Annotated in this window: 9 protein-coding genes; 2 read left to right on the plus strand and 7 right to left on the minus strand. The window is 61.6% G+C overall.

The features are described 5' to 3' along the window. Positions 1-176 precede the first annotated feature (176 nt). A complete protein-coding gene (locus tag HB633_RS01155; RefSeq protein WP_346730241.1) occupies positions 177-1,307 on the plus strand; it encodes a HAMP domain-containing sensor histidine kinase in 1,131 nt (376 codons plus the stop codon). A 60-nt stretch (positions 1,308-1,367) separates the two neighbouring features. Beyond that, positions 1,368-2,774 carry a hemolysin family protein gene (locus HB633_RS01160; protein ID WP_213776239.1) on the plus strand — a complete coding sequence of 469 codons (1,407 nt, stop codon included), beginning with the start codon at positions 1,368-1,370 and terminating at the stop codon, positions 2,772-2,774. A gap of 28 nt (positions 2,775-2,802) precedes the next feature. On the opposite strand, the gene treY is transcribed toward HB633_RS01160, so the two are convergent. From treY to HB633_RS01195, 7 genes are all read right to left on the minus strand, one after another. Further along, positions 2,803-5,709: a malto-oligosyltrehalose synthase gene (treY, locus tag HB633_RS01165; RefSeq protein WP_213776240.1), complete on the minus strand. Its 2,907-nt coding sequence runs from the start codon at positions 5,707-5,709 to the stop codon at positions 2,803-2,805. A 5-nt stretch (positions 5,710-5,714) separates the two neighbouring features. Next, complete coding sequence (gene malQ / locus HB633_RS01170; RefSeq protein WP_346730253.1) at positions 5,715-7,940, minus strand: 4-alpha-glucanotransferase; 2,226 nt, start codon at positions 7,938-7,940, stop codon at positions 5,715-5,717. 5 nt (positions 7,941-7,945) lie between these two features. Then, a complete protein-coding gene (treZ, locus tag HB633_RS01175; protein WP_213776241.1) occupies positions 7,946-9,817 on the minus strand; it encodes a malto-oligosyltrehalose trehalohydrolase in 1,872 nt (623 codons plus the stop codon). Between the two features lie 89 nt (positions 9,818-9,906). Beyond that, positions 9,907-12,177, minus strand: coding sequence for a glycogen debranching protein GlgX (gene glgX / locus HB633_RS01180; RefSeq protein ID WP_213776242.1), 2,271 nt, complete (start codon positions 12,175-12,177; stop codon positions 9,907-9,909). A 785-nt stretch (positions 12,178-12,962) separates the two neighbouring features. Further along, positions 12,963-15,182 (minus strand): 1,4-alpha-glucan branching protein GlgB, encoded by a 2,220-nt coding sequence (glgB, locus tag HB633_RS01185; RefSeq protein ID WP_213776243.1) that lies wholly within the window; start codon positions 15,180-15,182, stop codon positions 12,963-12,965. Continuing rightward, positions 15,175-18,564: a maltose alpha-D-glucosyltransferase gene (treS, locus tag HB633_RS01190; RefSeq protein ID WP_213776244.1), complete on the minus strand. Its 3,390-nt coding sequence runs from the start codon at positions 18,562-18,564 to the stop codon at positions 15,175-15,177. Before treS ends, glgB begins: the two co-directional genes overlap by 8 nt. Positions 18,565-18,699: 135 nt before the next feature. After that, the gene (locus HB633_RS01195; protein ID WP_213776245.1) at positions 18,700-22,095 is read right to left on the minus strand and encodes a maltotransferase domain-containing protein; all 3,396 of its coding nucleotides are present in this window, start codon (positions 22,093-22,095) and stop codon (positions 18,700-18,702) included. Positions 22,096-22,173 lie beyond the last annotated feature (78 nt).

Genomic DNA, 22,173 nt, shown 5'->3' on the forward strand with positions numbered 1-22,173 from the left:
ACCGGAGGAAGCGTGCACGACGTTTGCTGCATCTTCAGGCCGTTATCTTGTAATTCATTTGCGTGAGGCTGACTTGCCCCGAATCGAGAGGCCGTCGGGTACTCTCCTATAATGGCCGGTCATCTCGAAAACCGGGCAAGGTCCTCGCATTTATCAACGCTCAAGGATTTCCAATCGTGACAACGTCTTTTTCCGGCACGGTCGAAACGGGGCGCGCTCCCCGTCCTGAAGCGCCGGTCGCGGGCACGGATGGCGTGCTCGTCCTGAATGCCGCGCAACGCTGCCTTTCCGCCGATACCGTCTTCATCCATCTGTTCGATCTCGACGCCCATGCGTTCGATGGCCTCGCACTCGTCGATACCCCTTTGCCCAAGCCGCTCATCGCGGTTTTGGCCGAAGCCGCCGATGCCGCGCTCGCCGCGGGCGGCGTCCGGCGCGCGCGGGTATCGATTGAGGAGGGCGGCGCGCGCGCTTACAACATCCTCGCGTTGCCCAATACCGACACGGTGACCCTGATCGTGTCGCCGTGCGGCCTGGATACCGCCGCGCAAACCCAGCAGAAGCAGACGGATGAACGCACCGCGCACCTGCGCGCCGAAGCGGCGTTGTTCATGCGCGATCATGTGCTGGGCGTCGTGTCGCACGATCTGCGCGGACCGCTGAATGCCATTCATAGCTGGGGCTATGTGCTCGAACGCAAGGTCGATACCACCGATGCCTCCGCCCAGCGCGCGTTGGGCGGCATACGCTCGGGCGTCGAGCAGCAGGTGAAGCTGATCGAGCAATCCATCGATACAACCCGCTCCGAGACCAAGACACTCGCGCTGAACCGCGTCCCGCTCGCCTTGCGTCCGCTCGTGGAGCACGCGGCCAGCGAAGCGCGCGCAAGCCTGGCGACGGCGCGCCACGTGACGCTGCAGGTGGAATCGGCGCTGGCTGAAGAGCAGATCATCGGCGATAACGAACGCCTGATCCAGGCACTCTGGCTGATGCTCGCGTTCGCCACCGAGAGTAGTTCAGCCGGATCGACGGTGATCACGCAGGCGCGCGTGGAGGACGGCGCGTTTGTCGCTGCTGTCAGCTTTACGGCATCGGTGAAAGCACTTGGCGATCCCGATTTGCCCCATGCGCTCGAAGCGTTCGCCCGCAAGCAGGCCACCTTGCCGCGTGAAGCGGCGCGCATTGCATGGGGATTGGCGCTCTGCAAGCGGGTGGCGGAAGCGCACGGCGGCACGTTCGAACACGACGACATAGCCGATGGCGCCAACGTCACGCTCAAACTTCGCGTGCCCTTGAGCAGCACCTGATTTAACTTTCGACCAGCTTGCGCCTCTATACTGGCGTTTTCTCTTGCGGAGCAAGTTGCTTTGAATCAGGTTGTCGCGCTAATTGGTGCCTTGCTGCTCGTCGCGCTGAACGGGTTTTTCGTCGCGGCCGAGTTTGGGCTGGTCAAGTTGCGCGCCACGCGCGTCCAGGCGATCGCGCGGTCGAACGGCCTGCCCGGACGCCTGCTTGCGAAAGTTCACGGCAAGCTCGACGCGTATTTGTCGGCTTGCCAGCTTGGGATCACGCTGGCGTCGCTCGGGCTCGGCTGGCTCGGCGAGCCCGCGTTCGCCGAACTGCTACATCCCCTTTTTGCGCTGGCGGGTATCGAATCGGCGAAGCTGATCGATGCTATCTCCCTGTTCTTCGCGTTCTCCTGTATTTCCTTTTTGCACATCGTGGTCGGCGAACTCGCGCCGAAATCCTGGGCGATCCGCCGTGCGGAACAGGTTGGCCTGTGGGTCGCCATGCCGCTCTACGGCTTCTATTGGGCAATGTACCCGTTCATCTGGGTGCTCAATTCGAGCGCGAATTTCGTGCTGCGCCTGTTTGGATTGAGCGCCGAACACGGTGGCGACGCCCACTATTCCACTGACGAACTCAAACTGATCCTGCGCGGCCGCCGTTTGACCGGGGCCTCGACTACGCCGGATACGCTCGGTTTCTCCACGTCGAACGCCGACTCGAGCTATAACGCCGACGAATGGAACACCATCGCGCATTCGCTCGATTTCAGCCGCATGACGGTGTCCGACCTGATGCGTCCGAGCCACGAGATGATCGGCCTGCGCAACGACTTGCCGATGCGCGACAACATGCAGGTGATCGCGCGGCATCGTTTCAGCCGCTATCCGCTTTTCGCCGATGCCAGCAACGAACGCGTCCTTGGCATGATCCATCTGAAAGACCTGCTGCTCGCACGCGATGGCGCCGGGCGCGGCCTGCTCCATGGCCTGACACGTCAGGACACGAAACAGGATACCCTCGAGCGGCATGTGCGCCCGGTTCAGTACGTAGCGGCAAACCTCTCGGCGCTCGAATTGTTCCGGCGTTTTCGCAAGGGCGCGCCACACTTCGCACTGGTCGGACGCAAAGGCGAAAAGCCGATGGGTTTTCTCACGCTCGACAACCTGCTGGGCGCGCTCGTCGGCCAGATTCACGACGAGTTCCGTCAAGGCGATGCCGATTGGTCACGCATGGACGACGGCACGCTGATGGGCAAGGGCAGTCTGCCGGTGGTGTCGCTGGAAAGGGCGCTGGGGATCGATATCGATGAAGGGCAGGCGGAATCGGTCGGCGGGCTCGTGATCAACGCGCTGGGCGATCTGCCAAGCGAAGGCCAGCGCGTGGGCTTCGATCGCTTCGATATTGTCGTGAAGAAGATGAACGGACCACGCATCGTGCTCGTGCGCGTGTATCCGCATGAAGAGGTCGCGGAGGAAGCGGACTGATTCGTCCGCTTCCTTCAGCGTTGCTCGATCAGGCCCGCGGCACGCCTTCTTCCATCAGCAATGCAACCGGCATTGAAGCCAAGGCATCGCGCATGAACAGGCGCTGACCGTCGGACTTGGGCGCGTTCGGGCTCAGCCAGTCGAACAACGCCCGCGATGCCAGCGCCTCCGGCAACACCACCGCCGTGTCGCCCCAATGGGCGGCATCGACCAGAGGAAGCCCGGTATCGTTTTCGGCGAGCAGGGCGTCCGCCAGGCGCGTTGAGATGACGATCACATACGCGCTTCCCACATGCCGTGCGAACGCAATCACGCTGTCCGCATGCGCGCCTTCCACTTTCAGCGGCACATACGATGCCTGCTCGAACAGCGACTGTGCATGCGCCCGCAATGCAAGCGCCCGGCGCACGATGCCAAGCTTCACGCGGCCATCCTTCCAGTTCTGCAATTGTTCCGATGGTGCCCCTTGCGCCTCGCCTTCAGCGAGCCACGCACGGCGCTGCTCGAAGTCGACGGGCCGGCGATTATCGGGATCGACGAGACTGAAATCCCATAGTTCGGTGCCCTGATAAAGGTCCGGCACGCCCGGCGATGTCAGCCGCAACAAGGTCTGCTGGAAACTGTTGATGGCGCCCGTCTTTGCAATGCGCGCGACGAACGCCGGCAACTCGCCGAGAAAACCGTCGCGTCGCTGGGGCGCGAGGATATCGAAGAGAAAATCGCGGCAGGCGTTTTCGTACGCTTCGTCCGGCGCGAACCAGCTCGTGCGCAACTTGGCTTCGCGCATTCCCTTCAACTGCCACGCGCTCACGCGTTCGGCGAGTTCCGTGACGCCGGCTTCATCGTCGGGGGAAAGCGTCGGCGGCCAGCAGCCAACCAGCGTTTGATACAGCATTGCTTCGGCGGCGGCGCCGGGCGCCCAGCTGTTTTCATCGGCGTTCAGGATGCGGCGATGCGGCGTGTTCAGCGTCGACCAGCTTTTGAGCGTTGCAGCCCATTCTTCGGGGATTTCGCTCAGCGCCGCGATCCGCGCACGCACATCTTCGCCGCGCTTGTGATCGTGCGTGGCGGTTGTGAGCATGGCGTTCGGAAAGCGTTCGGCGCGTTCCTGGCTGCCTTCGTGGAACTTCTCGACCGATAACGAAAACTCGCCCGGATCCGCGCCGACTTCGTTGCGCGAGATGAGCCGGCCGTATCGATAACACGCGGTATCTTCAACGGCCTTGGCCGCCACCGGTGAGGTCAGTTGCGAGAACAAGGTCTGCGCGTTGCGCCTGTGTGAACCGATGGAATTCGAGCCGTTGACGCTCGCCGGCGGGTTGTTGAACGCGCTGACCGGGCGCTCGCGTCCGTGGCGATCGAGCGGGCGTTCGCGCGGCGGCTTTTCTTCTACGGGTTCTTCGCCGCCCGGGCCGCCGAGCCATTGCGCGACCTGATCGAGAATGCCGTGATCCGCCGGCGCCAGTGCGGACTTCGCGCCTGCGTATGCCATCGAAAAGAAGCGTTCGTCTTCGGCGCTGCGTTGTCCGCTGACTGGATAGATCCGGTACACGGGGAAGTGCACGACGAGTTCAGCCGTCACCCGTTTCAGCGATGAAAACGTGAAGTCGCGCGTGGCGGGCAAGTCGCGCGCGATCCGATGCAACGCGCGCGCAACGCGGTCGAGTTCGGCGGAAAGATTCTCGGCCAGGATCTTGCGGCGCGCGGCTTCGGCTTCGACTTCGAACTCGGCGGGGCGTCCAGACAACTCCGCCCAGCTTTGCGCCAAGGGTTGTGCGCCGCGCGGATCGTGCAGCAGCGCGCCGACGTCGTTCATGAAATCGTAGCCGGTGGTGCCGTCGATCTGCCAGTCGTCGCGCACGGGCTCGCCACGCGCCAGGATCTTTTCGACGACGAAATACGTGCGGGCTTGTCTCAGGTTTTCAGGCCGCTGCTGCGCCAGGTCTTCGAGGCGATTGCGCAGCCGCTGGCAATATTCGCGCGGCTCGGCGAGGCCATCAACGTGATCGATACGCACGCCGTCTATCAAGCCTTCGGTGAAGAGCCGCAAGATCAGCGCGTGCGATGCCTCGAACACTTCCGGTCGCTCCACGCGCATGCCGCCGAGCGTGGAGACGTCGAAGAAACGGCGCCAGTTCACTTCATCCGCCGCCGTGCGCCACCACGCGAGACGGTAATGCTGACGTTCGAGCAAGCGATGCAAACGGTCGCGGCCGACCACGTTGTCGCCGGAATGAGCGCGCACGGCGGTATCGATGGCCTTCTTGCCTTCGTCCGATGCAGCGAATTCCTTGAGTGCCGCGCGCGCTTCGTCGGCGCGTGGCTGGTCGGCTGGTTGCGTCGAAAGGCCGGTGAAACGCTGTGCCATGTCCGGCGCGCTTTCCTGCAGGATCGACGCGTAGTCGAGCGGGCTGACCGGGAAGGTGTTGCTGTAGTACGTAACCTTGAATCGGCCGTCGGTAGGGTCGAAGGTCAGCTTGATCTTGTTGCCCTTCAGTTCCTCGCCGTACGCGGCGCCCAGGAACGGCGCGAGCACCTTGCCGCGCAGCGCGGGGTCGGGCGAATGCCAGTCGACATCGAAATAACGCGAATGCGCTGCGTGACGGCCCCATTCGAGGATGTCCATCCACCAGAGGTTTTCGGACCCGCCCACGCCCATGTGGTTCGGCACGATGTCGACGATCACGCCCATCTCATGTGCGCGCAATTTTTCGACAAGGCGTTTCAGGCCTTCTTCGCCGCCAAGTTCGGGGTTCACGCGGGTGTAGTCGACGGTGTCGTAACCGTGCGTGGAACCGCTCGTGGCGGTTGTGATCGGCGACAGATACGCGTGGCTGATCCCGAGCGACGCCATGTAGTCGACCTGGCGCGCGGCGTCGTCGAACGTGAAATCCTTGTGAAGCTGTAGGCGAAGCGTGGAGCGCGGGACGGTCATGGTGTTCAGTCAGTGGGTGATGCGTTATGCGCGGTGTCTTGCGCGGCCGCCTTCGGCTGGGCGGATTTTTGTCGGACCTGGTCGACGGCAAGCAGACGGTCGACGAACGAATCGTCATCGAACAGCTCGGATACGGGAACAGCCAACCGCCGGCGCCAATTTGGATGCTCGTCGATGGAACCGGGCAGGTTCGGCATCTCGGCGAGCGCGAGCAGGTCTTCCAACGGGTAAGTCACGAGCGGCGCGGGCGTGGATGCCACGAACGCGAGCGCTTCGTCGACCGGTGCCGTTTGCGGCGAGATATCGACTGCAATGCCAACATCCGGCGCGGCAACGCCGGCTTCCTGGAAAGCAGTCCACAGCAATTCGCGATCCTCGCCGCGTTCCGCCTGCGCCATTTCAACGGCGTTCTTACCATCTGCGCGAACGGCGGTCTGGCCGATTTTCGAGCGCCACACAATATCCTCGCCCGTCCACCAGCCGGTTACGGTCGGCAGATCGTGCGTGGTGGTCGTTGCGGCGACATCGTGATCCCAGTCGGCGGGCGCCTTGAAGCGGGGACCTTCTTCGGCGCGTTCGAACCACAGGACGCGAATGCCGAGCAGACCATGTTCTTGCAGCCGTTCGCGAAAACCCGGCGGTACGGTGCCGAGATCTTCGCCGATGACGATCGCCTTGTGACGCCATGATTCGAGCGCGATGAGGCGCAACAAATCTTCGAGAGGATACCGAAGATATGCGCCGTCCTTCGCGCTTTCGCCGTCGGGCACGAGCCACAAACGGCGCAATCCGAGAATGTGATCGATACGGATTCCGCCCGCAAGTGTGAACGCGGCCCGAAGCATATCGATAAACGCCGTGAAGCCCTGCGTTCGCATTGCGCGTGGGGAGAACGTGGTGAGTCCCCACGATTGCCCTTTCTGGTTGAACAGATCAGGCGGCGCGCCGACGGACACGCCTTGCAACATTTCATCGCGATACGACCAGGCGTGACTTCCCGCGCTGTCGCAACCCACGGCCAAATCCGCGATCAACCCGATGGCCATGCCGGAATCGCGCGCCACGTGCTGCGCATGCGACAAACCCTTCGCCGCGAGCCATTGCGCGAAGAGGAAGAATTCGACTTCATCTTTGTGTGCATCGGCGAATTCGGAGACGGCGTGGCTGCGCGGATCGTTGAGATCGTTCGACCAGTTGCGCCAGTGGCCTTCGCCCGATTCCTTCAACTGCACCGCTTGCAGCGCTTCAAAGCGCGCGTGATCTTCCAGCGCGCGTCCGCCTTGTTTGACGAACTTCGCGAAGTCCTTGTGCAGGGAGTCGTCGATGCGCGACTTGAAGTGGGCGAAGAGCGCGCGCAATACTGCCAGCTTTGCCGTCACCACGCGCGGCCAGTCGATGAGCTGGAGCGCTTCGAGCTCGGCGAATTCATCGGCGACATTGGCTGTCTTGATTGCGGCTTGCGCAGCTTCCGCGCCCATGACCGCCGCCGGATCGATATGCGCGATGTTCAAAAACAAGCGCGACGACGGCGAGTACGGGCTGAACTTGTTCGGCTCGGCGCTGAACATGGCATGCATCGGGCTGATTGCGACGGCGTGGCTGCCGCGTTGGGCGCTTTCGGCGGCCAGCGTGGCAAGGGCCGTGTAATCGCCGACACCGCCATCGCCCGTGCGCCGCAAGCCGTAAACCTGGGCGGCGACGCCCCACATCGGCGGGGCTTTCTTCGCGTTGGATTCGATCACGCGCCATGCGTCGTCGACGGTATAGCAGCGCGCCGGCGCCACGGCGAGCGTCGTGCGCTGCTCGTTGATCACGAGCGTGTGATAACCCGGCTCGGAGATCGGCGAAAGCAACGCGGTTTCGCCGCGTGGCGACGTGAATCGTCCGTCGATCACAGCGCCGCTTTCAAGCTCTATCCGATACCGCACGCCCGTTTTCACGGCGGCGACCGGCAGCGCGATCGCGCGGTCGATTTCAGCGGTCATCAGCGGCGGCAGCTTGCGGCCGGTCAACTCGGCGTCGAGCGTCGCGGTGCTTTGCTTGAGCTGCGCGGCGGTGCCGCAAGGCAAGCCGAGCCGGTCCAGCAGCACGGTCAGCGTTTCTTCAGGCACGCGTTGCATTTGCTTGTGCGCATCCTGCCATTCGACTTCGAAGCCGGCCTTGATGGCGAGCGCCTCGATGGGACTCGGCGGCGTGGGTGCGTGGCCGGACGTGCCCGGCGGTGTGGTGATCGTGCTCACGAGGTTTTCCCCGAAGCTTTGACGCGGCGGGCGTCATGATTGAACGCGGCATCGGCGAAATCGCCCGTCAGCCACGCGATAAAAGTCTCGGCGCCAAGCTCGCCCTTGTCCGCAGTATCGCGTGCGCGCGCCGGCGTTTCGAAGACGACCTTGCCCGGCGGATGGCCCGTAAGTTTGACGGGTTCGCGGCCGAGATTCAGCGCAACGGAATACGTGCTGCCGTCGCCGAGCCGCCAGTTCGCGACGACCGCCTTCTCGCCGATAACCTTGGCGCCCAGCGCCTTCGAATTCTTCAGGCGCGGCATCAGCAGCTTCGTGCGCACAGCCAGCGCCGAGCGGTAGAAGTGCAGCCAGTCGTTGTGGTCGGCGGCAAGCTTTGTTGCGTCGGGCGAGGACATCTTGAACGTATCGATATGGTTAGGATCCGGGATTTGCGCACGGCGTTTTTCATCGGTGAATGCGGTGAACTTCGCGAATTCCTTGCGGCGGCCTTCGCGCACGGCATCGGCGAGTTCGTCGTGGTAGTCCGTGAAGAACAGGAACGGCTGGGTTGAACCGTGCTGTTCTTCCATGAACAACATGGGGATTTGCGGCGATAAAAGCATCAAACCCGTTGCGGCGTAAAGCGCATCTTCTGACGTGAGCGTGCGCAGCCGGTCGCCCATTGCGCGGTTTCCAACCTGATCGTGATTCTGCAAGAACATCACGAACGCGGTCGGTGGCAAATGGCCGCTTGGTTCGCCACGCGGTTTGTTATCGTGGATGGGCGAGGGTTCGCCTTGATACACGAAACCTTCGCTCAAGACGCGGGCGAGTTTTTGTATCGGCTCTTCACTGTAGGCGCCGTAATAACTTTCGTCTTCGCCGGTCAGCAGCACGTGCAACGTGTTGTGCGAGTCGTCGCTCCACTGCGCATTGAAATGCGATTCCAATAAATTCGACGTGTTGTGCTCGTTCTCCAGCACGAGATGCACATGCCGCCCATGTTCCACCGACGAGCGCACGCGGTCTGACAATTCGCGCAGCCATTCGTCGTCGTTGATGGCGTGCACGGCGTCCAGACGCAATCCGTCGAAGCGATATTCGTTGAGCCAGTAGATGGCGTTATCGAAGAAGAAATCGCGCACTTGCGGACGTTCAAAATCGATCGCCGGACCCCACGGCGTATTCACGCCTTCGCGGAAAAACGTCTTCGCGTACGCGCTCAGATAGTTGCCGTCCGGGCCGAAGTGGTTGTAGACGACGTCGAGGAAAACCATCAGGCCGAGCCCGTGCGCGGTATCGATAAGCGTCTTCAGTTCGTCCGGCGTGCCGTATGCCGAATCCGGCGCGTAGGGCAGCACGCCGTCGTAACCCCAGTTGCGCGTGCCGCTGAAGTCATTGAGCGGCATCAGCTCGATTGCCGTCACGCCGAGATGCGCAAGCTCTTCGAGGCGCTGCGTCACGCCGGCATAACCGCCAAGCGTTCCGACGTGCAATTCGTAAAGCACGGTTTCTTCCCACGGCCGGCCATGCCAACTCGTGTTTTCCCAACGGAACGCACGTGGATCGATAACCTCGCTCGGACCGTGAACGTCCTCGGGCTGAAAACGCGAGGCGGGATCTGGCACGGCGAGATCATCGTTCAATCTGTAGCGGTAGCGCGTGCCCGCGCCGCCTTCGGCAAGGGCTTCGTACCAGCCGTCGCCGGTCGCGTTCATATCGATGAGCGTGGGTTTCTGGTCGTCGCCGTACAGTTCGAGCTGCACCGATTTGAGCGAAGGCGCCCAGAACCGATACCGTGTGTGGCCGGCATCGGTGAGGTGGGCGCCGAAAGGCAGGCAATGGGCGTGTTGGCGCTTGTGCGGATCGATGGGGGTTTCAGACATGGTCTCTTTGCCTTCAAGTGCGCTTTCAAATACTTCGCTGTGGTGCGTAGGCTTTAGTCACCGCCACGTTCGCCGCATTGGTTGCTTATTCATTCAACTTCATGTTCGCCCGGGGCCGCAGGCGTCGCAGGGATTTCCGGCGATTTCCACGGGTCTGGCGTGCGCCTCGGTCCGATCGTGCCGGGGTCCGGCGGCAGCGCGGTCAGCAAGCGCGGGCCCTCGTGCGCCCCCGCCATCCACACGGCCTGCCAGTCGGCGTCGCCGGTTGGCTGCGCAAGCAGGACGGTGACGCTGTGGGCCTGCACCTCCAGCTCCGCGCCGATTAACGGCGACTGCAGCGCGTCAGGTACAGCGCTATCCATGAGCACATTCCATTCCAAGTGCGGCGCGGGCGGCGCAAAAGTCAGCGCTGCGGGGGACGCGTTCATCATGATCAGCATGACGTCGATCTTCCCGTCCAGCCCAGGCCCCGCGCGACGCAGCGTGAGCGCGCGCCCTTCCGGGTCCTGCCATGCGTCGGTAGTGAGTGCGGCGCCGCGTTCGTCGAACCAGCCGACATCGTAAAGGCCGGGAAGCACTTCCTTGTCGCCGTGCAGGAACCGCATTTCGCGTAACAGCGGGTAGTTTTTTCGCAACGCAATCACACGCGCGATGAACTCCGTCATCGTGCGGCCGGCGGGGGTATCGGCGAGACGCCAGTCCATCCACGAGATCTCGTTGTCCTGGCAATACGCATTGTTGTTGCCGATTTGCGTGCGGCCGAATTCATCGCCGCCGAGGAGCATCGGCGTGCCGAGAGACAGCAGGTTGGTCGCGACCAGCGCGCGCGCCACGCGGGCGCGTGTTTCGAGGATCTCGGGGTCGTCGGTCGGGCCTTCCACGCCCCAGTTCGTGCTGCAGTTTTCGTTGTGACCGTCGTTGTTGCCTTCCTTGTTGATCTCGTTGTGCTTCTGGTCGTAGGCGGTGACGTCGGCGAGCGTGAAGCCGTCGTGCGACGCCACGAAATTCACCGATGCCCACGGTTTCCTGTGCCTTCGATGAAACAACTCTGCCGATCCCGTCAGCCGCGCCGCGAGATCCGGGCGCACCCCTGCGTCGCCGCGCCAGAAACGGCGCACGCCATCGCGGAATTTATCGTTCCATTCCGCGAAACCCGGCGGATGATTGCCGACCTGATAACCATCGGGCCCGATATCCCACGGTTCCGAAATCATCTTTCGCGTATTCAGGATCGGGTCCTGACGGATGGCATCGAAGAAACCCGAACCCGGATCGAAGCCATGGCCTTCGCGGCCGAGCGTCACGCCGAGATCGAAACGAAAGCCGTCGATGTTGAACGCCGTCGCCCAGTAGCGCAGCGAGTCCATCACCATTTGCAGCACGCGCGGATGCGAGAGGTTGACCGTGTTGCCGCAGCCGGTGTCGTTGATGTAGTGGCGTTCATCGCCGGGAATCAGGCGGTAATAGCTGGCGTTGTCGAGGCCGCGCCATGACATGGTCGGCCCGAGTTCATTGCCTTCGCACGTGTGGTTGTAGACCACGTCCAGAAACACTTCGATGCCCGCCGCGTGCAGCCGGCGCACGGCGATGCGCATCTCGTTGAGACGATTGGTCGAGAGGTAGGACGGTTCGGGCGCAAAGAAACAGGCGGTGTTGTAGCCCCAGTAGTTCTTCAGGCCGCGTTCGACGAGAAAGCGGTCGTTGAGGAACGCGTGCACGGGCAGGAATTCGACGGCGGTAATCCCGAGCTTCTGCAAATGTTCGATAAACCACGGCGACGACAGCGCCGCAAACGAGCCGCGTTCGTGCTGGCGGATGTCGTTGCGAAGCATGGAAGTGCCGCGCACGTGTGTTTCGTAGATGACCGTTTCGCCCCAGGGGACGTTCGGGCGACTGTCGCGGGACCAGTCGAAGGCGTCGTCGGTGACGACGCATTTCGGCATGGCGGGGGCGGAGTCGCGGCGGTCCATCGAAAGGTCGAGGCGGTTCGAGTGCACGCGATAGCCGAAGAGCGCGTCGGACCATCGCCATTGGCCGACGAGTTTCTTGGCGTAGGGGTCGAGCAGGAGTTTGTGCGGGTTGAACCTGTGGCCGTGTTGCGGCTGGTAGGCGCCGTGGGCGCGGAAACCGTAGACCGTGCCGGGGTGTGCGCCGGGGAGGTAGCCGTGCCAGATTTCATCGGTGCATTCGGGCAGTTCGAAGCGGGTGAGTTCTTTGCGGCCGGTTGTGTCGAAGAGGCAGACTTCGATCTTTTGCGCGTTCGCGGAGAAGACGGCGAAGTTGACACCTAAACCGTCCCAGTTTGCTCCGAGCGGGTAGGGCGCGCCCGGGAGTAACTTGTCGGGGAATGAATTCGGCATAGAATTTTCGTTCGCACTTGGGCGGGAATTATGGGGGTTTTTAGTGGTCGGGGTTGGTGCCGGGTTGCTGCTTTTTAGGTCTTCGCGCGTTCCGTCTTATCTAATTTCTTTAGCACTATTAGCCACTGTGCGTGGCGGCACTTCATTTCTTTGTCCAACGGCGACAAAGAAACGAAGCAAAGAAAACGCCTCTCAACCGCTAATTCTTAAGTGTCCACAGCGTGCAGTGACAACGGTTTGGTACCCCAAAAGCACGCTCAGCGAATAATCCTGGACAGTTGAAACCCTCCCCCTCCGTCAAAGGCAACCCACACGCTTCGCCACCAGTGTGGGAATCCGTTAACCAGGCCTCCGCGCTGCGCGCGCTGGCGCCCAAACCGAAGGGATATGGCTTACTGGTGGCGAGGTTTTGGGTTCATGATGTTTTGGACTGTTGGGCTATTCCGTTGTTATGCGTAGGCCGGGTTTTCGTATTAACGGATTCCCACACTGGTGGCGAAGCGTGTGGGTATCCGTGTTCGGAGGGGGAGGGTTTCAACTGTTCAGGGTTATTCGCTGAGCGTGCTTTTGGGGTACCAAACAGTTTGGAACTGCACGCTGGGGACACTTACGTGCCCTCGTTTGAGAGGCGTTTTCTTTGCTTCGTTTCTTTGTCGCCGTTGGACAAAGAAATGAAGTCCCGCCACGGACAGTGGCTAATAGTGCTAAAGAAAACGACTAACACCAAACGCGCGCAGGCCCAAAAAGCAGCAACCCGGCACCAACCCCGCCCCCGCCCTCCCGCCCTAATCCAGCCTCAGTACAATCGTAGCCAACGGCGGCAACACCAACGCGGCAGAAAACTCCCGCCCATGGCTAGAAATTTCCTCGGCGTGAATCACGCCCCCATTGCCAACATTCGACCCGCCATAAACCGAAGCATCGGAATTAAGAATCTCCGTCCAACGCCCGCCGCACGGCAACCCAACCCTATACCCCTGCCGGGGTACCGGCGTCATATTCGATATCACCACGCACTCGCGACCCTCGCCATCAGTCCGCCGGAATGCAAACACGCTATTCCCGGAATCGTCCCCGACCAGCCAGTCGAACCCGCGCGGATCGCTATCGAGCTTGTGCAACGCCGGCTCGTCCCCGTACACCTTGTTCAAATCGCGAACAAGCTTTTGCAAGCCGCCGTGATACGGGTCATCGAGCAAATGCCAGTGCGGCGACGCATCGTGGTTGAACTCGGCAAACTGACCAAACTCACCACCCATGAACAACAGCTTCTTGCCCGGATGCGTCCACATGAAACCAAGATACGCCCGCAAGTTGGCAAATTTCTGCCAGTGATCGCCCGGCATCTTGCCAATCAACGATCCCTTGCCATGCACGACTTCATCGTGGGAAAGCGGTAGCACAAAGCGCTCGGAATATGCGTAGACCATCCCGAAGGTAAACATGTTGTGGTGGTACTGCCTGTATACAGGATCTTCTTCCATGTAATGCAGCGTGTCGTGCATCCAGCCCATGTTCCACTTGAAATCGAAACCTAATCCGCCGTCTTCAACGCGCGCCGTCACACCCGGCCACGCCGTCGATTCTTCGGCAATCGTGATCGCGCCCGGAATCTGCCGGACTTCGTGATTCAAGCGTTTAAGGAATGCAATCGATTCCAGATTCTCACGGCCGCCGTAAATGTTCGGCACCCATTCGTCGGCCTTGCGCGAATAGTCGCGATACAACATCGATGCCACCGCGTCCACGCGCAATCCATCGACGTGATAACGCTTCAGCCAGGCCAGCCCCGAAGCCACCAGGAACGCACTCACCTCGTTGCGCCCGAGGTTGTAGATCATCGTGTTCCAATCCTGGTGATAGCCCTCGCGCGGGTCGGCGTGCTCGTAAAGCGGCGTGCCGTCGAACTGATAGAGCCCGTGCGCGTCGTTCGGAAAGTGCGCCGGGACCCAGTCAAGAATGATCCCAAGCTCGGCCTCATGCGCGCGATTGACGAACTCGGCGAATTGCTCAGGCGTTCCGAATCGTGCCGATGGTGCGAATTGCCCCAATGGCTGATATCCCCACGATCCGCCAAACGGATGCTCGGCGACCGGCATGAATTCGAGGTGCGTGAAACCCATGCTTTTTGCATAGGGGATCAGGCGCTCGGCGAGCTCGTGCCAGTTCAGGCCGCGGTTGCCGTCTTCAGGCACGCGCAACCATGATTCGGCATGAACTTCGTAAATCGATATCGGCGCATTGACGGTCTGCTTCGGGCCGCGCTTCGTGTTCATCCACTCGCTGTCGGTCCAGCTGTATCCATCGATGGCATCTGCATCTGCAACCACTGACGCCGTCAACGGCGGCCGTTCGCTTTGCATCGCGCACGGGTCGGCTTTCAGCGGCAGCGCGTGACCTTCGCGCGTGATGATCTCGTACTTGTAGCGCGTGCCGGCGCCGAGGCCCGGCACGAATAGTTCCCAGACGCCTGCGTTGTGGCGCAGACGCATTGGATGACGCCGGCCGTCCCACGAATTGAAGTCGCCGACTACGGAAACGCGACGCGCATTCGGCGCCCATACGGCAAAGCGCACGCCCGATACACCGCCATGCACGACTGGCCGCGAACCCAGGCATTCGAGCACCGCGTACGGATCGCCCCACGAAATACGGTTCAGCGCGTCTTCATCGAGAACCGGGCCGAACGAATAGGTATCGGCGACCTCTTGCGGCGTGCCGTGCCAGTCGATGTTCAGCCGGTAAGCCTGCGCCTCGTCGATAAACCCAACGAATAGCCCCGCCGGATGGATCTGCGTGAGCGTGCCAAGCGGCGCGCTGCTGTCGCGCGCCAGCACCTGCACGCTGGTCGCTCCGGGCAGCAACACGCGCACGACGGGACCCGCATCCGTCTGATGCAACCCGAGCTTGGAAAACGGATCGGGATGCCGCGCCTCGACGAGCGCGTCGATATCGAGCGGATGCAGCCCTTCGGTCAGGCTGCGGTCGTCGGTGCGCTTATTCATGTTCGTTTCCATCGGATGTGTCCTTTTGTGCGGCGTCCGCGGGACGCGAGCCGGGCGCGAGCGGTGCGCCGGTATCGCCAAGCAGGCGGCTCGCAAGCGACGCGAGGCCACGCAACGGCAAGCCGATCCACGTCGGACGGTTAGCCGCTTCATAGCGGATTTCGTAGGCGGCTTTTTCGATCAGGAAGAGATCGAGCAGGGCGGCCAAAGTGGCTTCATCGCCGGCAACTGGCTGCGGTGAGGCTGCGACCGCCGCATTGTATTCGGCAAGGAAACCTTCTTCGCCATGCGCGCGCAGGCGCTCGAACAGTGCACGTTTGCGATCGGCGGTGGCAGCCGGTGCGTTTTCGGTCGTCGGCTGCGCTGCTGCGCTGGCATACGAGAGAGAACGCAATAAGCCGGCCACGTCGCGCAACGGGCTCGACTTTTTGCGGCGCTCTTCCAGCGGCCGCGCCGGTTCGCCCTCGAAGTCGATCAGGAACGCATCGCCTTGCGCCATCAAGACCTGGCCCAGGTGGAAGTCGCCGTGAATGCGGATGCGCAGCGCCTTGGCGCTTTCCGGCACGAGCTTCTGGACGGCCGCGAGCAGCAGATCGCGGCGATCAAGCAGGCTTTGCGCGAGTTCGCGGTCGTGCTCGCTGAAGTCGCGGATCTTGGCGCTGAGGATATCGAGCGCGGTGACGAGCAGCGTGTGCGTGCCGTCGTTCCATGCGCGCACGTCTTCCTTCGATGCCGTTTCGGGCGAGAACGCCGGATCGTCGGAAGGCGAAGCGAGCGCGACGTGCAATTCGCCGAGACGCCGCCCAATGATCCCCGCAATTTTTCTGTATCCCTCGATGCCCTGCATCTCCTTCTCGCGGTCCATCGAATGATCTTCGGTGTCCACGGCGAGCGCCAGTTCATCGACAGTACGGCGCAAATAATCGAGCGCGTAGTTCCAGGCATCGCCCTGATTGTCGATAAACCCCTGCAAGATGCACAACGTATGCGGCACGCCTTCCGGATCGACGCGCACGACTTCGCCGAACAGCGGCCCGGTGTTCGCGTAGCCGAGCTTGGTCAGGTAGCGGCTCATTTCCGCTTCCGGATGAATTCCGCCAACGAGGCGTCGCACCAGCTTGAGCACGACCTGATCGCCGATCACGAGCGAACTGTTGCTTTGTTCGGCCGCGAGCCAGCGGATCTCGGGCAGCGGTTCGCCCGGCTTGAAATTGAAGTCCAGCGCATCCAGACGCTCGGTCGGGATAAAGCGGATCTCGCTCTTCTGTACAGTCGGGACCACGGCGCGCTGCTTGAGTTTTCTCAGCACGCCATATGTGAATGCGGGCACCGCAAACGCGTCGGTGATGTGACCGATATTGCGGCTCTGGCGCACACGGGCCAGCGCCAGTTGCATGTACAGCGGCGACGTGGTTTCCGTGCCCCATGCAATGGTCAAAGGCAGCACATAGCGCTCGGTGTGATCGCCGACATCGGCTTCCACTTCTGTGAACGCGAAGCCTGCTTCGGGAATGGTCGTCAACGCGGCGAGCCGCACGCTCTTCAACGTCTGATCCTTCGATGCAAACCAGCGCCGCTTGCTCAAATAAGACGGCAATACTTCGGATTCGAGCAGGCGCACGTTCTCCGGCGTCGGGCCGGTCTGGCCGGCGCGAATCACCATGGTCACGAATTCCGGCAATTGTTCCGACGGCGCCTGGCTCCACGCCGGACGCTGATTGCCCGGGCACAGCTGGAACCATAGGAAGCCGTACGGCGGAAACGTCAGCAAATACGTCAATTGTCCGATAGGCGGGAACGCGGAGTCCGCGGTCATTTCCAGCGGCACGGAACCGGCGTACTCGGACAAATCGAGCTCGACGGCTTGCGGCGCGCGCGAAAGATTCGCAACGCACAAAATTGGCGGCTCGCCTTCGATCTCGCGGATATACGCGAGGATCTTGCGATTGTTCGGGCGCAGGAAGCGGATCGTGCCACGCCCGAACGCATGCTTCGCGCGACGCACGGCGAGCATTTTCCGGGTCCAGTTGAGCAGCGAATGCGGATCGCGGCTTTGCGATTCCACGTTGATTGCGTCGTAGCCGTAAAGCGATCCCATCACCGGCGGCAGCACGAGCTGCTCGGGATCGGCGCGCGAAAAGCCGCCGTTCCTGTCCGATGACCATTGCATCGGCGTACGCACGCCGTCGCGATCGCCCAGGTGAATGTTGTCGCCCATGCCGAGTTCATCGCCGTAATAGATCACGGGCGTGCCAGGCATGGAAAGCAGCAGCGAATTGATCAGTTCGATACGGCGACGATCGCGCTCCATCAGCGGCGCAAGACGGCGCCGAATGCCGAGATTCAGGCGCGCGCGGCGATCGCTTGCGTAGGTGTTCCACAAGTAATCGCGTTCGGAATCGGTCACCATTTCGAGCGTGAGTTCATCGTGATTACGCAGGAAAATCGCCCACTGGTTGGTCGGCGCGAGGTCCGGCGTTTGACGCATGATGTCGGTGATCGGAAAGCGGTCTTCGCTTGCAATCGACATATAGATACGCGGCATCAGCGGGAAATGGAACGCCATGTGGCATTCGTCTTCATCGCCGAAATATTCCTTCACGTCTTCCGGCCACTGATTCGCCTCGGCCAGCAACATGCGGTTCGGATATTCCTTGTCGATGGTCGCGCGGATCGTCTTCAGGATCGCGTGCGTTTCTGGCAGGTTCTCGTTGTTAGTGCCTTCGCGTTCCACGAGATACGGCACGGCGTCAAGCCGCAACCCGTCGATACCCATATCCAGCCAGAAGCGCATGACGGACAGCACTTCCTTCAGCACGGCGGGGTTATCGAAGTTCAGGTCGGGCTGATGGTTGAAGAACCGGTGCCAATAATATTGACCGGCGACCGGATCGTGCGTCCAGTTGGACGGCTCCGAATCGATGAAGATGATCCGCGTGTCTTCATACTTCTTGTCGGTATCGGACCAGACGTAGTAGTTGCGATGATTCGAGCCGGGCTTGGCCAGACGCGCGCGCTGGAACCACGGATGTTGATCGGACGTGTGGTTGATGACCAGTTCTGTCACCACGCGAATGCCGCGCGCGTGTGCTTCCTGGATGAAGCGCTTGACGTCGGCAAGCGTGCCGTAATCCGGATGCACGTTACGGTAATCGGCGATGTCGTAACCATCGTCGCGACGTGGCGATGGATAGAACGGCAGCAGCCAGATGCAATCCACCCCGAGTTCCGCGATGTAATCGAGCTTCGCGAGCAGGCCGGGGAAATCGCCGATGCCGTCATTGTTGGCGTCGAAGAAGGACTTGATGTGGATCTGATAGATGATCGCGTCTTTGTACCAAAGCGGATCGTTGCTGACAGTCGAATTCTTGTTGCGCTTCACGTGTCGCTCCTTGAGCCGGCGAGGTGCGCGTGTGCGCACTGTTTCCGGCTGCGTGAGTTGTTCTGTGCCACGTCGGCTGATGCCTTCGTGATGATGACCTGAGCGCCCGGATGGATCGCATCAGGTCCTTGACTTTCAGACCGCCGTTTCCTTGCGAGGCAGGCCCCAAGTCGGTGCGATTCTCCAGATCGCAAACGGCCGGGTATTGGGATCGAGACGAATGTGCTGCCGTCTGCCGCGCCATTCGAAACGTTCGCCCGTCATCTGGTCCTCCACTGACAGTGCGTCCCATTCCTGAACGCCCCAGCCGGAGAGGGTCTGCCACGGCAATTCGATATCCGCGCCTTGCTCGTTGAACGGATCGAGGTTGATCGCAACCAGCACCACGTTGTCACGCGCGGCGTTGGCTTTCTCGAAGAAGAGAATGTTTTCGTTAGCCGCAGGCAGGAAGTTGACGCCGAGGTGCGAATGCAGCGCCGGATTGGCCTTCCGGATGCGGTTGAGCGCCGTAATTTCCCCGACGATATTCCCCGGCCGGTTCCAGTCCCACGCGCGAATCTGGTACTTCTCCGAGTCGAGATACTCCTCGCTGTTAGGCAACGCCGCGGCTTCGCAAAGTTCGAAACCGCTATACACGCCCCAGAGTCCCGAAAGCGTTGCGGCAAGCGCCGCGCGGATCACAAACCCGGCGCGTCCCGAACGCTGCAGGAAACGCGGGTTGATATCGGGCGTGTTGACGAAGAAGTTGGGGCGGAAGAATTCCTTCGCATCGGTTTGCGTCAGGTCGTGCATGTATTCCACGAAGTCGCGCTTAGATTCACGCCACGTGAAGTACGTGTACGACTGCGAGAAGCCGAGCTTGGCGAGGCGGTTCATCACGCGCGGACGCGTGAACGCTTCGGCCAGGAACATGACGTCAGGGTGACGCGCGCGCACATCGCCTATCACCCATTCCCAGAACGGCATGGGCTTGGTGTGCGGGTTATCGACACGGAAAATCTTCACGCCCGCCGCGATCCAGAAAAGGAATACGTCGCGCAACGAAAGCCACAGCTCCGGCTTTGCGTCCTTCGCGTAGAAGTCCGGATTCACGATGTCCTGATATTTCTTCGGCGGATTTTCGGCGTAACGCAGCGTGCCGTCCGGACGCCATGCGAACCACGTGGGATGCTCCTTTAGCCACGGATGGTCCGGCGAACATTGCACCGCGAAGTCGAGCGCGATTTCAAGGCCGTGCGCACGCGCGGCTTCGAGCATGCGCTTGAAGTCATCCAGATTGCCAAGCTCCGGGTGCACCGCGTCGTGCCCGCCTTCCTTGCCGCCTATCGCATACGGGCTGCCCACATCGCCGGGTAATGCCGTAAGCGTATTGTTCTTGCCCTTGCGGTTCGCGATGCCAATCGGGTTGATCGGCGGAAAGTACAGCACGTCGAAACCCATCTCGCGGATGCGCGGCATCTTGCCGATCACATCGATGAACGTGCCGTGGCGGTTTTCATCGTCGCTCATCGAGCGCGGGAAGATCTCGTACCAGCTTGCGAAGCGCGCGGCGGCACGTTCGGCGTCGATCCGGTAAATCACCGGATCGCGTGACAGGAACGGACGATGCCGAGCCGCCTCGATCGCCTGCGCCGTCTCCGGCGACAAGGCGAGCGCAAGGCGCGTTTCGCCATCGGCTTTCGCAAACTGCTTGACGATACCTTCCAGCGGCTCCGTCTGCGAACCTTCCGTGGTTTTCACTTCGGCAAGGATCAGCGCGAAGAGATGGCGCAACTCTTCAAGTTCGAGCTCGACGGTCTGCTCCGCCTTGAGCTTCTTCTGCATGTGGTCGATGAGCGACGCAAAGTCGTCACGCCATGCGATCACGGTGAATTCATGACGGCCGAGACGATCGAGCGGAATGCGGGTCGTCCACAAGTCGTTGCCAAGTGGGATGACCGGAAGCATCTTCGCTTCGTGCCAGTCGGTTTCATCGGCGGCGCGCCATTGGACCGCGGCGGCGATCTTGTCGTGGCCTTCCGCAAAGATCGCGGCGGTGATCTCGGCTGCTTCGCCCACGATCCGCTTCGCCGGGAAACGCCCATGATCGACCGACGGCTCGACGCTTTCGATCATCACGCGCGGGGCGATGAGCGCTTCGTTCACCGATTTTTTATCGGCGGATTTGGCGCCGCGTTTGACCTGCGGTTGCGCAAGCAAGATGGGCGGTTCGGACGCGCCGCGCAGCAAGCGGACTTCGCCCGGCTGCAGCAGGAACGGTTTCAGCGGCAGCGGCGTGCCGGTCGTGTCTTCATCGATCGCGCGAAAACGCGTGAAGTTACCCGGCGCGCCATCGAGCAAATGACGGGTATCGATATAAACCGGCTTGGTCAGGTCCGCATTCAGGACGATCAATGCGGCTTCGCTCGCCGTGCGCAAGTCCGGGCCGCTGCCGCGCAGGATCGCGGCGTACGGCGTGCCGGGACCGGTCAGCGTGCGCAACTCGCCGGTGCTGGCAAGGGCCGCCGAATTGCGTTGCAGCGCATTCGCGTGCGCAACTTCCGCCGATACATTGAAGCGCGCACTCTCTTTCGCGCGATTGAATTCTTCCGCGCTACCGTGGTTGTATGAGAGCGGTTGCGTGACGCCGTATTCGAAGCCCATTGGTACGAGCACGCCGGTGCCTATGCCCGCTGCCGTGTACAACGCGCGGCGGTAAGCGCGTTCCACCAACGATGAATCGCTGGTGTCGGGCAGGTCATTCAGCAGGCGCGTGCCGTAAGGTTCTTCAGGGAACGCGATCGGCGGCGCGATGCGAAACAGCGCTGCGTGTTCATCGAAGAGCCAGTTGCTCTGAAAGTCCCACCATCTTGCCGATGAAAACACCGAGTCGAAACCGGCATCGGCGAGATTCGCAATGTCATGACGGCTGATACCGACGGTCCACGCGAGCCATTTCGTTTGCGGATGACGTTCGCGCACGGCCGCGCCCAGTCGTCGCCAGACATGCGCAGGCACCTTGTGCGGCGCTTCGAAACGGAAGCCGCCAATGCCGGCATCGGCGATCAGCATCAATTCGCGCGCCCACCATTCGGTCAATGCGTGGGCCGCTTCGCCATCGCCGAAATTCGCGTGCGCGACGCTTTCTTCATGCGGCGCGGTGCGCGGATCGAGCCGCGCTTCGGCGGCTTCAAACGGATGGAACCAGTGGCGGTTGTCCTGGAACAGGCCACCTTCGGCGCTGACCCGGTCCAGATTGATATCGACCAGCAACGTCAGCCCGTTTTTCTCCGCCTGGCTTGAAAGCAGGCGCAGGGCTTCACTCGCGGACAGATCGGTTTCGAAGGCGGGATGAAGTTTGTGATGATCGGCCACTGCCTGTCGATGCCCGTTCTTGCCGGGCAGGAATGGCGCGCCAATCAGAACGTGATCAAAGCCGAGGGCTGCGGCGTGTTCGAATTGCGCAGGCCATTGTGACAATGGTCCGACAAGAAGCGGGTCGATGAAATAGATTCGTGGCGCATACGCTTGAAGCATGTGATGGTGTTCCATCGGTCGTCTTTTCCAGTTCGTCCTGCTATGGCGTGGATGCGGGAAAACGCGATCGCGCTCAACCAGGCAAAAAACTTA

This window comes from Caballeronia sp. dw_276 (genome assembly GCF_018449635.1).
GTDB lineage: Bacteria > Pseudomonadota > Gammaproteobacteria > Burkholderiales > Burkholderiaceae > Caballeronia.

What these genes read in the sequence shown, in the direction of transcription:
- treY (WP_213776240.1), bottom strand. Translation starts at nt 5,709, where the DNA reads ATGACCGTCCCGCGCTCCACGCTTCGCCTACAGCTTCACAAGGATTTC.
- treZ (WP_213776241.1), bottom strand. Translation starts at nt 9,817, where the DNA reads ATGTCTGAAACCCCCATCGATCCGCACAAGCGCCAACACGCCCATTGC.
- glgX (WP_213776242.1), bottom strand. Translation starts at nt 12,177, where the DNA reads ATGCCGAATTCATTCCCCGACAAGTTACTCCCGGGCGCGCCCTACCCG.
- glgB (WP_213776243.1), bottom strand. Translation starts at nt 15,182, where the DNA reads ATGAATAAGCGCACCGACGACCGCAGCCTGACCGAAGGGCTGCATCCG.
- HB633_RS01195 (WP_213776245.1), bottom strand. Translation starts at nt 22,095, where the DNA reads ATGGAACACCATCACATGCTTCAAGCGTATGCGCCACGAATCTATTTC.